We start from the raw sequence: 14,277 nt of genomic DNA on the forward strand, positions 1-14,277 counted from the left end.
CTTTATGGCAAATGGCTGGACAGCACTCATATTATTTTCAGCTTAAAAAGAAGAGCAAAACCCCGGCTCACCATCGTGGCGGAGCCGGGGTTAGATGCGTGGGGATAGGTCAGTGTACTACTTGCCCTGCGCCTTCGAGATTCGCCCCTTCAGAGCATTGAACTCATCGTGGACTTCCTGCGGAACGCGGCTGCCCAGCGAGGCAATGTACTCCTCGTTGTCCTCCACGTTGGCAGCCCACTCATCTGGGTTGACTGCGAGTGCTTCCTTGACGTCCTCCAATGGGGTGTCCAAGCCCTCAAGGTCGAGGTCCTCTGCGCGGGCGGTGTGGCCCACCAGGGTTTCCTCGGCGCCGACGGTGCCGTCGACACGCTGGGTGACCCACTTCAGAACGCGGGAGTTCTCGCCGAAGCCTGGCCACAGGAAGCGGCCATCGTCGCCGCGGCGGAACCAGTTGACCAGGAAGACCTTTGGCAGCTTGTCGCCGCCGCGCTCGCCCATGTCGATCCAGTTCTGGATGTAGTCGCCAACGTTGTAGCCGATGAACGGCAGCATCGCGAATGGATCGTGACGCAGGGAGCCAACCTTTGCCTCAGCAGACGCTGCGGTCTGGCCGGAGGACAGGGTGGTACCGATCATGGTGGCGTGCTGCCAGTCGCGCGCCTCAGTGACCAGCGGAACGGTGTCTGGGCGACGGCCACCGAACAGGATCGCGTCGACCTTCACACCCTTCCAGTCGTCGTACTCAGGTGCTGCGGTTGGGCACTGTGCGATTGGGATGGTGTAACGGGAGTTCGGGTGCGCCGCCTTCTCGTTGGAATCCGGCGTCCAGTCGTTCCCCTTCCAGTCGATGAGGTGATCTGGGGTCTCGCCGTCGATGCCTTCCCACCACACGTCGCCATCGTCGGTCAGTGCGACGTTGGTGAACAGGATGTTGCCTGGCTCCATGGAGCGCATCGCAATCGGGTTGGAATCGTAGGAGGTGCCAGGTGCCACGCCAAAGAAACCGTTTTCTGGGTTCACAGCGTAGAGGCCGTCCTCGCGCAGGTGCAGCCATGCGATGTCATCGCCCACAACCTCGGCCTTCCAGCCAGGAATGGTTGGGGTGATCATTGCCAGGTTGGTCTTGCCACATGCGGATGGGAACGCGCCGGTGATGTGGTACACCTTGCCCTCTGGGCTGGTCAGCTTCAGGATGAGCATGTGCTCTGCCATCCAGCCTTCTTCCTGGGCCATCTTGGAAGCGATGCGCAGCGCGTAGCACTTCTTCGCCAGGATTGCGTTGCCGCCGTAGCCCGAACCGTAGGACCAGATTTCCTTGGTCTCTGGGAAGTGGGTGATGTACTTGGTGTCGTTGCATGGCCACGCAACGTCTTCCTCGCCCGGCTCCAGTGGCGCGCCAACGGAGTGCAAGCAAGGCACGAAGTCGCCATTGGTGCCGATCTTGTCCAGCGCGTCCTGGCCCATGCGGGTCATGATGCGCATGTTCATCACCACGTAGGCGGAGTCAGTCAGCTGCACGCCAAGCTTCGGGTCTGGGTCGTTGATTGGGCCCATGCAGAAGGGGACGACGTACATGCGACGGCCCTTCATGGCGCCGGTGAACGCTTCGGTCATTTCCTCCTTCATTGCCTTCGGAGGAGCCCAGTTGTTGGTTGGGCCTGCGTCTGCTTCGTTCTCGGTACAAATAAAGGTACGGGACTCGACGCGAGCCACGTCAGAAGGGTTCGAGCGAGCCAAGAAGCTGTTCGGGCGCTTCTCCTCATTCAGGCGGATCAAGGTGCCCTTATCGACGAGCTCGTTTGCCATACGGTCCCACTCTTCATCGGAACCGTCGACGAACACGACGTCGTCAGGCTGGAAAATCTCAACAGCCTCGTTGATCCAGTCGATCAGCTGCTGGTTATCGGTTGGCAATTCACCAACAAGGCCTTTGATTGTGTTGGTCATCTAATCTCCTGACACATGTTTCCTAGAAGCGGGGGAGTTTGCACTTCCAGACTATCGAACACCGTCCGAGCAGGTGGTTTGATTGACGTAACACCATCTGCCGGGCAGAGACTCCCTTGGCAAAACCCCCTCATAAACACTACTATCAGTGACTTGCAACACTTTTGTGCCAGAAATGTCTACCCCCTAACAGGGGTAAGTGAAGATCGCAAAGATCACCATTCGCAACCATTCACAGATTCTCCCAGCGCGCCATCCGCGGGGCCAAAATAGCCACCTAGCCCGCGCAATAAGGAAGATCTATGCAGCAAGAAGGTTTATGCCTAACCCCACACCATGACATACGGCAGCCTGGAACGCCACCCCCACAGTTAGCCAACCACAGATCACGATTCCTGAGGTTCCCTCCACATAACCCACCCGAAAAGGGGTGAGGCGGTCGTCGATAAGCGCATAGGCGCTCCCAAGCCGCCTCCCCACCCGGCTGAAACCGACCCTCCGAAGTTTGGTATTCATGCACGTCACGTGGACAATGGCAGTGTGACGAATAGTTCTGATTTTTCTCCTTCCCAAACTCCCCGCGAAGGTACCGCCGAGCTGCCTGCAGGCCGGCCCCTGCAGACCGATTTCAACGACGGCCTGGACTACCCGCGCCTCGGCTCCGTCAGCTTCCGTCGCGGCACACTCACCGATAACCAGGAGACACTTTTCGACGAGCACTGGCCACGCCTTGGCACGATGCTTGCCGACGAGCACGTGGACGTGGACGACTGGTTCGGCCGCACCGGACACCCCACCATCGTCGAAATCGGGTCCGGCACAGGGACTTCCACGGCTGCCATGGCGCCGCTGGAGGCCGACACAAACATCATTGCCGTCGAACTGTACAAGCCAGGCCTGGCGAAACTGCTGGGGTCTGTGGTGCGTGAGAAGATCGACAATATTCGCATGATCCGCGGCGACGGCATCGAAGTGCTGGCCCGCATGTTCCCCGAAGAGTCGCTGGACGGGGTGCGCATCTTCTTCCCCGATCCCTGGCCGAAGGCGCGCCACAACAAGCGCCGCATCATCCAATCGGGCCCGCTGAACCTGATCGCCAAGCGTTTGAAGCCCGGCGGCGTGCTGCACGTGGCCACTGACCACGCTGACTACGCAGAGTGGATCAACGAACTGGTGAATGTTGAACCGCTGCTTGAGTACAAGGGCTGGCCGTGGGACGATTGCCCCATTCTCACCGACCGCCAAGTGATCACGAAGTTCGAAGGCAAAGGCCTGGATAAAGACCATGTGATCAACGAATACCTCTGGCAGAAACGAGGGCTTTAAATATGACTGATTTACACGAAATTACCCACCCCTACACGCCTGGCGCCGCCCCCGGGCCAGACTCATTGTTGCTGGTCTGGGACGCCCCGAACCTAGACATGGGCCTTGGCGCCATCCTCGGTGGCCGCCCGACAGCCGCCTACCGCCCCCGCTTCGACGCGGTGGGCCGCTGGCTGATCGAACGCGCCGCGGTACTCAACGAAACCGCCGAGCGCCACATCGAACCCGAGGCCACCGTGTTCACCAACGTCACCCCAGGCGGCGCCGACGTCGTGCGGCCCTGGGTGGAGGCCCTACGCAACGTCGGTTTCGCCGTGTTCGCGAAGCCGAAGTCCGACGAGGACTCCGACGTGGACCCAGACATGATCGCCCACATCAAGCGCCGCCACGACGAGGGCGTGCTCAAAGGCGTGGTCATCGCCAGCGCCGATGGGCAGAACTTCATGGAGACCATCGACACGCTTGTCGACGAGGGCCTTCCTGTCACTGTCCTGGGATTCCACGAACACGCCTCATGGGCTGTCGCCTCCGAATCCATCAACTTCGTAGACTTAGAAGACATTCCTGGTGTTTTTCGTGAGCCTTTGCCGCGCATTAACCTGGATCAGTTGCCAGATGACGGCGCATGGTTGCAGCCATTCCGTCCGCTGACAGCGTTGCTCAACAACACTCGCCAGTAACGGAGGCACATTTGTTTTATAGGTGGGGCCACTTCGCTTTCCGGTTTCGCAAGATCATTCCACTGGTCGTCGTCGTGATCATCCTGCTCATGCACTTCCTGTTCGGCACCAAGCTGGACCAGCGCATGAGCCAGGAAGGATGGGAGGACCCAGGCGCTGACTCGACCACCGCCGCGGTCATCGAGCAGGAGACCTTTGGGCGCGATAATTCCGGCGACGTGATCCTGATGGTAGACGCCGGCGAGGGCAACCGGGTGACCGATCCCGAAGTGTTCCACGCAGCCAACGCTGCCATCGCCGAGCTGGAGCGCACGTACGACGATCAAATCGCTCACGTGCAAAGCTATTTCGCCTCCCCCAACCAGCAGCAGATTACCGAGGATGGTCGCTATGCCTTCGCCGCCATCGGCCTAGAAGGCGACGGTGAGCAAACGCTGAAGGATTACCGCGTGCTGGAAGAGGCCGCGAAGTCCATCGAGCTGCCAGGCGCCGCCACCGTCGAAGTTGCAGGTGCCACGGCCGTGGCCGATGCCCTCGACGATGGCATGGCCGACGATATTGCCCGCGCCGAAATCCTCGGCGTTGTCGCCGTCGCTGTGATCTTGTTGTTCGTCTTCGGTGGCGTGGTCGCTGCTGCGATGCCGCTGATCGTGGGCATCTTGTCCATCATTGGCGGTCTGGCGATCCTGTCCATCATCGCCTCCTTCTTCCAGGTCAACATCTTCTCCCAGTCCGTGATCACGCTGCTCGGCTTGGGGCTTGCTATTGACTACGGCCTGTTCATGGTTTCGCGCTTCCGCGAAGAACTGGACAAGGGCACCGAGGTGCGCGAGGCCGTCGCCATCACCACCGCCACCGCGGGCAAGACGGTGTTCTTCTCCGCGCTGATGGTGGGCGTGGCACTGTCAGGATTGTTCATGTTCCCGCAGGCCTTCTTGAAGTCCGTGTCCTACGGTGCGATCGCCGCCGTGACTCTCGCCGCGGTGATCTCCGTAGCGGTGCTGCCTGCACTGTTCGGCATGCTGGGCCACAACATCGATAAGTGGTCGGTGCGCCGCACCTCGCGCACCGCACGACGACTAGAAGACACGATCTGGTTCAAGCTCCCCTCCTGGGCGATACGCAACTCCAAGAAGGTCATTGTCGTCGTCGCGGGTGCTCTGATCCTGCTCACCCTGCCCATCGCCGGCATTAAGCTCGGCGGGATCAATGAGGCCTACCTACCGCCAACGAACCAGGTCCGCCAGGCCCAAGACACCTTCAACGAAGAGTTCCCGCAGTTCCGCACCGATCCGGTGAAACTCGTCGTCACGGGCGCCTCCAACGAGCAGCTGGTGGACGTTGTCCTGCAGACCCGCGAAGTCGATGGTCTGGCGGCCCCCATGTCGCCGGCCACCCAAACCGTCGACGGCACCACCGTCCTCTCCGCCGGCCTAGCCGACCGCGACAACGGCAAGTACGTCGTCGACCAGCTCCGTGCCATCGACGCACCAGAGGGAGTAGACCTCTACGTATCCGGCACCCCGGCCATGGAAGTGGAGTCCATTGAGGCCCTCACCGAGAAACTGCCGTGGATGTTCCTGTACATGATGTTGGCCACCTTGATCCTGATGACGGTGCTATTCGGGTCCGTGATCTTGCCGATCAAGGCCGTGATCATGAACGTGCTGGGGCTGGGTGCGACCATCGGCTTCCTCACCCTCATGTTCGTCGACGGCTTCGGCTCGGGCCTGTTCAATTTCACCCCAGGCCCGCTGATGAGCCCGGTGCTCGTTCTGATCATCGCCATCCTTTACGGCCTGTCCACCGACTATGAGGTCTTCCTCGTCTCGCGCATGGTGGAGGCCCGCGCCAAGGGGGCCACCACCGACAACGCCATCAAGTACGGCACCGCGCACACCGGCGGCATCATCACCGCCGCGGCGCTGATCATGATCGTTGTGGCCGCCGCCTTCGCGCTCTCAGAGATCGTGATGATGAAGTACATCTCCTTCGGCATGATCTTCTCGCTCGCCCTCGACGCCACCCTGATCCGCCTCCTGCTGGTCCCCGCCGTCATGCACGAGCTGCGCGAAGACAACTGGTGGGCACCGCGTTGGGTGAAAAAGATCTACCAGAAAATTGGCGACGACTCCGAGGGCCACAGCGCGCCACGACCACAGCCTTCGTCGATAAGCGATGAGCCGAAGATGGAAGATGCCGTCATCGCCTCCACCCACGCCCGCAGTGGCGTCAGCGCCGACGAAAACTCCGAACTGATCCCGTTTTCGGAGCTGATGAAACGCATTGAGCGCAACAAGTGAACGCGACGCTGAAAAAGTGGATCACATGGTTGGCACCGCTAGTGGTGCTGATCGTGCTGCTCGTCGCCTTTCGCGATGATCTGCCTTTCCTCGGCGAAGCTTTTTACACCCTCCTTGAGGCGCAGCCCCTGCCGCTTGTCTGCGGCGTGATTACGGCGGTCGCTGCTCTGGTGGCCATGGCCGAAGTGATGCGCCTGTTAATGAATGCCGGCAATGACGTTGACGTTCCGCTCCAAGAAACCACCGCTGTCACCCTTGCCTCTAACGCATGGTCCACCTCCCTGCCCGGCGGCCCAGCCTTTTCGGCGTGGCTGACCTTCCGCGTGCAACGTTCTTGGGGCGCCACGGTGGCGCTGTGCGGGTGGTTCCTGGTGGTCAGCTCGGTGATTTCGACGATGTGGCTGGTGCTGATCGGCATCGCCGCCGTCCTCTTCCTAGGCGCGGACCTTAATCTGCTCACCCTGCTGCTCACGCTGGCAGTGACGATTTTGGTGATCGTCGCGGTGTACTGGGCCACGCGCAACCCCGCGGTGCTGCGCCGTTGGGCTTCTTACTTGCCGACGAAGATCCGCTCCAGCACTGAAAAAGCTGTCGACCAGCTCGCCACCGTAGAAATGAGTGGCCGCTCCTTCGCCGGCGCTTCTGCCTACTCGCTGCTCAACCGCCTGCTTGATGCTATGACCTTGTACTTTGCGGTGTGGTCCGTGGTCGATGTGGCGCCCGGTTTTGTGGCCGAGCCGAATCAAACCACTGTGATGGGCGTGGCCATGGGCTATGTGATGGCAAAACTGGCCGGCACCGCGCAAATCACCCCTGGCGGCGTGGGCACCGTGGAGGCGCTGACCGCCGGCGCGTTGGTCGCCTCCGGGATGACGCTTGTCGACGCCACCGCCGCCACCGTAATCTACCGCCTCATCTCTTTCGCTCTGATCACCGTGATTGGTTGGATCGTGTTCCTAGTGAAGTACGCGGGCAAGGGATACATGCTGGGGCGCTCCGAAGAAACTTCCCCATAACGCAAACCGATATAGTCCTCGGCCCATAGTGCGTGTAGATTATTGAAAACCTAATGGTTACGAGCACTATGTAGCGAGGACTATATCGGTTTGTGAAACAGGGGCGGGCGCTGCCGGGTGCTAAGGTTAACGGCGTGAAGAAATCCACCGCCATTGCTATTGACCTTGTCGCCATCGCCGTGTTCGCCCTCTTGGCCCGCATGGCGCACCAATCCGAAGACATGCCCTTCAATTTCACGGGCTACTTGTCCACTCTCTGGCCATTCGTGGTCGGTGTGGTGATGGGCTGGATCATTGTCCGCGAGGGCCGTGGTGGCCGCGGCGTGTGGGTCTGGCTGATCACCGTGGTCGTGGGCCTAGCCATTTGGGGAGTGCGCAATCAGGCGATTCCCCACTGGTCCTTCGTGATCGTGGCCACCGTCATGAGCGCACTGCTCATGCTAGGCTGGCGCGGCATTGCTGGCCTGTTCGGCCGCAAGTCCGCCGCCCGCCAGTAGGTTTAGAAGATCAGGCCCAGGTTGTAAAGTGGGTCGTCTCCAGTGAAGCTGGCGACCAACCATCCCAGGTAGCCCACGATTTCCAAACCGATATCAACAGCACTGCTCAACATAACATTCTTCTTTCTTCTAGAGTCTTCTTGACGATTCTTCGCAGATCATACCCCGCGTACTTAAAGCGGGGAAATGGTGTGCTTCTTGGGCAGATCCACCTCGTCCTTAGTGCGCAGTTGACGAAGTGCTCGTCGTAAAGCGATGCGCGTCTCGGACGGCTGGATCATGTGGTCGATGTAGCCACGCTCGGCGGCAACATACGGCGATGTCATGTTTTCGTCGTAGAAATCCATGAACACCTTCTTCATGTAGGCGCGCTGGTTCTCGTCCTCGATCTGGGCGAGCTGCTTGCCCTGGATCATCACCACGGCCGCCGCCGAACCCATGACAGCGATCTGCGCGGTCGGCCACGCCAAGTTGATGTCGCCCGACAGGTTCTTCGAGCCCATCACCGCGTACGCGCCGCCGTAGGCCTTGCGCACGATCAGGGTGACCTTCGGAACAGTCGCCTCCACCAGCGAAAACGCGAGCTTCGCGCCGCGGTGGATCAGGCCGACCTTCTCCTGTTCCACACCCGGCAGGTAGCCGGGCGTATCGACGACGAACACCAGCGGAATGTTGTAGGCGTCGCACGTACGGATGAAACGAGCACCCTTATCGGCGGCATCAGCATCAATGCAGCCCGCGAAGTGCATCGGGTTATTCGCCACGAAGCCAACGGTGCGGCCGTCGATGCGACCGAAAGCACAGATCAGGTTCGGGGCGAAGTTCTCCTGGATCTCCAGCAGATCACCGTCATCGGTGAGTTCGGGTAGCAGGTCCATCATGTCGTAGCCAGCGTTGGTGTCATCCGGCATGAAGGAGTCGAGGTGCTCGTCGTCAAGCTCCTCGTCCGCAGGCGCCCACGCCACGGGTGTTTCGTCGAACGTGGAGGTGGGCAGGAGGCCCAGGAGGTCGCGGACGTAGTCGAAGGCGTCCTCCTCGGTGGGCAGCACGGCCTGGATGTTGCCGTTGAGCTCCTGCTGGCGCGCCCCACCAAGCTCCGCCGAGGTGACATCCTCGCCCGTAACCTCCTTGATCACGGCCGGGCCGGTCACGTACATCTCGGCCTGATCCTCCACCGCAACCACGAAGTCAGTGGTCACCGGCGCGTAGACGGCGCCACCGGCAGACTTACCCAGCATGATGGAGATCTGCGGGGCGCGGCCAGACTGCGGCAGCTGCCGACGCGCGATCTCCGAATACATAGCCAAGGACGTCACCGCGTCCTGGATGCGTGCGCCGCCGGAGTCCTGGATACCAATGATCGGGCAGCCGATCTTGATGGCAAACTCCATGACCTCGACGACCTTGCGGCCGAAAGTCACGCCCACCGAACCGCCGTACACCGTCTTATCGTGGGCGTAGATGGCAACGGGGCGGCCATCGATCCGCCCATAACCAGTGACAACACCGTCCGAGTAGACAGCATCCTTGTCACCAGGGGTGCGGCCCAGTGCGCCGATCTCTACGAAGGAGCCCTCGTCGAGAAGCACGTCGATACGCTGGCGCGGGGTGGTGCGGCCTTCGTCGTCACGCTTCTTGCGGGCGCGTTCCGAACCGGGGTCTTTCGCCTTCTCCAGGCGGGCGCGCAGGTCAGCGAGTTTTTCCTCGGTGGTCATGTTGGTGGACACTAACTTAACCTCTCAATCCACTCATTCATATGCTTGCCGACGATACCGATGACCGGCTCGTCCGGCATAGCCAGGTGGTCGCCTGGGCACTGGACGATGGTGAGATCGTCCACAATCTGGCCCCAGTTGCCGTCCTCGGCGATGTCCGCGTAGCGCGGCTCCAAAGTGATGGCGCCGTCGTGCATCCGCTCGGAGCGGAACAGGAGCACCGGCACGTCAACGTCTGCCCAGCGGGTGAAGTCGATCTTGCCCAGGATCTGGTTGTCGACGAAGCTAGCCCGCTGGTGCTCTAGAACGCCGGCGGCCAGGCCGTGCTCGGACGCGTCGGTGGTGGCCAGAACGTGCTCCAGCATCCCCATCAGAGCTTCTTCACCAGCTGTTTCGAGCAGGTCAAAAGGCACCTCGAAGTCAAGGCCGTAGGTGTCCTTGGCGAAATCGGCGTAACGCTGCCAACGGGCCTTCGTCTCTTCCATGGTGTCTGGGACAGGCTCGCGGGGCTGGGTGGTGTCCAGCAGTGCGATGAATTCGATCTCTGGGGCGTCCTCGCGGTCGCGCAGCTGGCTGGCCACCTCGAACGCGAGCGCCCCACCGAAGGACCATCCGCCCAGGACAATCTTTCCGCCGTTGGCGTAGCGCAGGATGTCATCCAGGTAGGCGGCGGCGCGCTCCTCCAGGGAGCCTTCGAGGCGCTCCACACCGTAGACGGGCACGTTGTTCAGGCGGCGCGTCAGTGGCTCATAGACCACAGTGGTGGCGCCGGCCGGGTGGAACATGAAGACGGCCGGGCCGTCACCTTCCTCGCGCAGCACGCGGATGTTGCCCTCGACCTCAGTCTCGAGGCCTTCGCGGACCATGTTGGCCAGTGGTTCCAGGGTGGCTGCCTCGCGAACGTCGGTGGCGGTGATTTCGGTGCCGGAACGCTCGGTGAGGTGGGAGGCGATATTGGAGGCCTCTTCCTCGCTGATCTTCGGGAGTTCGCTGGTCACGCCTGCTGCGGCGGCGCCGGTGTACTTGGCCCAGGCGCCGAAGACCATGCGTTCCGAAGCGTCACGGGGCGCCACGCCGACGCCCTGTGAAGACTCAGTTTTCTCCCGAGTCTCCTTTTCTATCGGAGTCTCGTTCTTTTCTTCAGGAGTCCGAGGTACCGAGGACTCCTCCCCCGCCACGGCCTCTTCAACCATGGTGATCACGTCGGCTACGGAGGCGTCGCGCAGTGCTTGGACGTTCAGTGGTGGGATCTGGAAGTCGTTTTCGACCCGGTTTTTGATGCGCATGCCCATCAGGGAATCCAGGCCCAAGTCGATCAGTGGCAGCTCGAGCGGCAGGTCGTCGACGTCGTAGCCCATGGATTCACTGACGATGGCGCGCAGTCGGTCTTCCACAGATTCGCCGGAGTTTGCGTCCCAGCGGATCTGCTCGATGTCTTCATCCACCTCTACCGCGGTGGTCTCGGCGCTGGGGCTGATCTCTGCGACACCCGGCACGGACTGCGGGGCATCCAGAGCCAGTGTCGTCGCAAAGCCTTCGGCCACGATCGCGTCCGCCGCGAAGACCTTGATGCTCACACCACCCAGGGTGGACTCGACCAGCGTGGTCACATCACCAGAGGCAGGCAGGGAGCCGCGTTCCTCAGTGGCCACCACGCGCGAGCCTGGCGCGACAGCCTCAGCGGCCGCCTCGATGAGCTGGTGGGGGCTAAAGACTTGGTCTGCCTGGGCGCCGAAGGCAGTCTTGCCGTCGGGAAGTGCCACGCGCACGCCGGGCAGCGCGCCCGACCCGCTGGAGTTGGGGCGCGCCTTAGTCCAGTGCTGCACCTGCTTGAACTGGGTAAAGGGCGCGGAGATGACGTCGCCACTGCCATAGATGGCGCCGAAGTCCACGTCCTGGCCCTGCACGTACAGCTTGGCAGCCAGGTCCACCAGGGATTCGACCTCGTCGACCTTGCGCTTCATCGTGTACAGCAGCTGCGCATCCGGCTTCCCGCAGGCAAACGCGGTGTTCATCATGCCCATGATCGCCACCGGGTTCGGACAGATCTCCACCAGGGTCATGTGTCCGGCCTCGAAAGCCTTCTCGATGGCGTCCTGGAAGTAGACGGGCTGGCGCGTCATGGTCAGGAAGTACTGGTCAGTGTGCACCACCTCGCCGGGCTCAAAGACGCGGCCGCGCTCCACAGAACTGAAGAGCGGGATGCGGATCGGCTGAGCCTCCACGCCAGCGATCTCAAACCCGAGCTCGCCCATGATCGGGTCCAGCGCGGAGGTGTGTCCGGCACCGCGCACGCGCATCTTGCGCGCGAACTTACCGTCCTCCTCCAGCGCCGCGACCAGGTAGTCCACGGCGGCGACCGGCCCGCCCACGGTAGTCATGCCCGGCCCTGCATACACGGCAGGTTCGATGCCCGCAGCTTCCTCGTGCTTATCGACGAAGTCCTGCAACGCCTCGCGGGTCAGTTCCACCACGGCCATCGCACCTTCTTGCGGGGTGTCGGCCGTCATTTCTTCGCCCTCGCCCATGAGGCGGGCGCGGTGGCAGGCGATCCGCATGGCGTCTGCGTCGCTGATGCCGCCGGCCGCGTACGCTGCGGCGATTTCACCCATGCTCATTCCGGCGACGGCGGCCGGCGTGATGCCCAGCTTCGCCAACAGATCGGTGACCGCGATTTGGATAGCGGTGATGGTTACCTGTGCGGTGTTGGTGTCGTAGGTTTGTTCGTCGTCACGCACGATGTCCAACGCCGACCAGCCAGCCTCGAAGTCGATGAATCTGTCCAATTCCTCCATTCTGGAGCAGAAAAATGGAGAAACATCGACCAGCTGCTTGACCATCTTGCGGTGCTGGGAGCCGAAACCGGAGTAAACAAACACGGGGCCCATCGTTGCGGGGCTGTCGGTGGTGGCGATGCCCACGGAGACCTTGCCGTCAGCGACCTGGCGCAAGCGTTTCACCGCGTCCTCGATGGTGGAGGCCTGCACGACCGCACGCGAACGGCCGTGGTTGCGGCGGGCGAGCGACCGGGCGACGGGGACGAGGTCCTCGTCCGCGCGGCCTTCCAGGAAGTCGGCTAGCGCTGCCGCGGCTGCTTTACGACGAGAGGGCAGCAAACCGCTGACCGGCAACGCGGCGGCGGTGGGGTTCTCGGGATCCAGCAGCTCAGCCTCGGTGCCTGCATTTTCTGCAACTTCGTAGTCGGAAGCATCGAAGTCGGTGACTACAAGGTGGGCGTTGGTGCCGCCGAAGCCGAAGCCGGACACACCAGCGATGCGGCGGCCGGAATACTTCGGCCACTCGCGGGAATCTTCGACCACCTCAAGGTGCTCCGCATCAAAGTCGATGTAGCGGTTGGGGGCGCTGAAGTTCACGCTGGGCGGGATGATGTCGTGGCCCATCGCCTCGATGACCTTGATCAGGGCCACCGCACCGGCGGCGGATTCGGAGTGCCCAATATTAGACTTAGCGGACCCCAGCAAAGTTGGGTGCTTTGCCTCACGTCCTGCGCCGAGGACCTCTCCCAGGGCGGTGGCCTCAATCGGGTCACCCAGGATGGTGCCGGTGCCGTGCGCCTCAACATAGTCGACGCTGGTCGGATCGATGCCGGCATCCGCGTAGGCGCGGCGCAGCACGTCTACCTGCGCTTCGGGGTTGGGGGCGGTGAGTCCATTGGAGTGGCCATCAGAGTTCGTGGCGGAGCCCTTGATCACGGCCAGGATATTGTCGTCGTCGGCAAGCGCATCCTCAACGCGCTTCAAAATGACGATCCCCGCCGCGTCCGACCTGACGAAACCGTCGGCGTCGTCGGAAAATGCGTGGATGCCGCCGGTTGGGCTGATCACTCCCAACTCGCTGAAAGCGGTAGAAACAAATGGGCTGGCCAGGATGTTCACACCGCCGGCAACAGCCACGTCGGCCTCGCCATCGCGCAGGGCGCGCACGGCGTGATGCACTGCCACCAGAGAGGAGGAACAGGCGGTGTCCACGTTCACGGAGGGACCGCGAAAGTCAAAGGCGTAGGACACGCGGTTCGGGATGATCGCGCTCGAGGTACCGGTCAGCGCGTAGGGGTGAGCCTCGGAAGGATCGGCGGTGATCAACATACCGTAATCGTTGTTGGAGGAGCCCAAGAACACGCCCACGGATTCGCCGCGCAGCTGGTTCGCCGGGATGTGCGCATCCTCCAGCGCCTGCCACGTCAGCTCCAGCACGATGCGCTGCTGCGGGTCCATGTTCTCCGCCTCGACGGGGCTAAGCCCGAAGAATTCGTTATCGAAGCTGGCGATGTCATCGAGGTAGCCGCCGCTGGTGTTCTGCTCCTCCATCTTGCGGCTCATCACCTCATCGCTGGAGTACTCGGACCAGCGCCCCTCCGGCAGCGGGCCGGTGGCGGTGCGGCCTTCGGCCAGCATGGCCCAGAATTCGTCGACGTTCTCTGCCTGCGGGAAGCGGCCTGCGCGCCCGACGATCGCGATATCGCGGGCCTGCGGCGACTCCGCAGCGGTACGACGATACTCCCGCGCCACCGGACGCGCCTCATCCTCCGCCGGGCCGTTGATCAAGCGATCTGACAGGGCGGCGATGGTGGGAAATTCGTACGCGATGGTGGGATCCAGCTGGCGCCCCAACAGGTTCTCTAACTCACCAGACAGAACGACCGCATCACGTGAGGCCAAGCCGAAAGATTCGAGTGGCTTGTTTACGTCGAGTTCTGCCACGGGCACGTCCGTAGCCTGAGACACCCAGTTGAGTATCCAGTCGGACAGTTCCTGTTGAGTCATGGAGCG

General features: G+C 62.0%; 8 protein-coding genes. 5 read left to right on the forward strand and 3 right to left on the reverse strand.

The genetic code is table 11. The annotated features are described in order from the left end of the window. Nucleotides 1–117 precede the first annotated feature (117 nt). A complete protein-coding gene (locus B097_RS0109655) occupies nt 118–1,950 on the reverse strand; it encodes a phosphoenolpyruvate carboxykinase (GTP) (protein ID WP_018582321.1) in 1,833 nt (610 codons plus the stop codon). A gap of 597 nt (nt 1,951–2,547) precedes the next feature. On the opposite strand from B097_RS0109655, the gene trmB reads away from it, so the two are divergent. The 5 genes from trmB (at nt 2,548) to B097_RS0109680 (ending at nt 7,772) form a co-directional block, all read left to right on the forward strand. After that, complete coding sequence (gene trmB / locus B097_RS0109660) at nt 2,548–3,276, forward strand: tRNA (guanosine(46)-N7)-methyltransferase TrmB (protein ID WP_244911225.1); 729 nt, start codon at nt 2,548–2,550, stop codon at nt 3,274–3,276. 2 nt (nt 3,277–3,278) lie between these two features. Then, the gene (locus B097_RS0109665; protein ID WP_018582323.1) at nt 3,279–3,956 is read left to right on the forward strand and encodes an NYN domain-containing protein; all 678 of its coding nucleotides are present in this window, start codon (nt 3,279–3,281) and stop codon (nt 3,954–3,956) included. Between the two features lie 11 nt (nt 3,957–3,967). Next, nucleotides 3,968–6,259, forward strand: coding sequence for an MMPL family transporter (locus tag B097_RS0109670; RefSeq protein ID WP_018582324.1), 2,292 nt, complete (start codon nt 3,968–3,970; stop codon nt 6,257–6,259). After that, nucleotides 6,256–7,275, forward strand: coding sequence for a lysylphosphatidylglycerol synthase transmembrane domain-containing protein (locus tag B097_RS0109675; RefSeq protein ID WP_018582325.1), 1,020 nt, complete (start codon nt 6,256–6,258; stop codon nt 7,273–7,275). The genes B097_RS0109670 and B097_RS0109675 overlap by 4 nt, the downstream gene beginning before the upstream one ends. Before the next feature lie 134 nt (nt 7,276–7,409). After that, on the forward strand, nt 7,410–7,772 hold the full coding sequence (locus B097_RS0109680) for a DUF3054 domain-containing protein (protein ID WP_018582326.1): 363 nt from the start codon (nt 7,410–7,412) through the stop codon (nt 7,770–7,772). Nucleotides 7,773–7,945: 173 nt separating this feature from the next. Here B097_RS0109680 and B097_RS0109690 read toward each other — a convergent pair whose 3' ends face one another. Both B097_RS0109690 and pks13 read right to left on the reverse strand, forming a co-directional pair. Further along, nucleotides 7,946–9,487, reverse strand: coding sequence for an acyl-CoA carboxylase subunit beta (locus B097_RS0109690; protein WP_172463366.1), 1,542 nt, complete (start codon nt 9,485–9,487; stop codon nt 7,946–7,948). Nucleotides 9,488–9,498: 11 nt separating this feature from the next. Beyond that, nucleotides 9,499–14,271 carry a polyketide synthase Pks13 gene (pks13, locus tag B097_RS0109695; protein WP_018582329.1) on the reverse strand — a complete coding sequence of 1,591 codons (4,773 nt, stop codon included), beginning with the start codon at nt 14,269–14,271 and terminating at the stop codon, nt 9,499–9,501. Nucleotides 14,272–14,277 lie beyond the last annotated feature (6 nt).

It is taken from the genome of Corynebacterium pilosum DSM 20521 = CIP 103422, from assembly GCF_000373805.1.
GTDB lineage: Bacteria > Actinomycetota > Actinomycetes > Mycobacteriales > Mycobacteriaceae > Corynebacterium > Corynebacterium pilosum.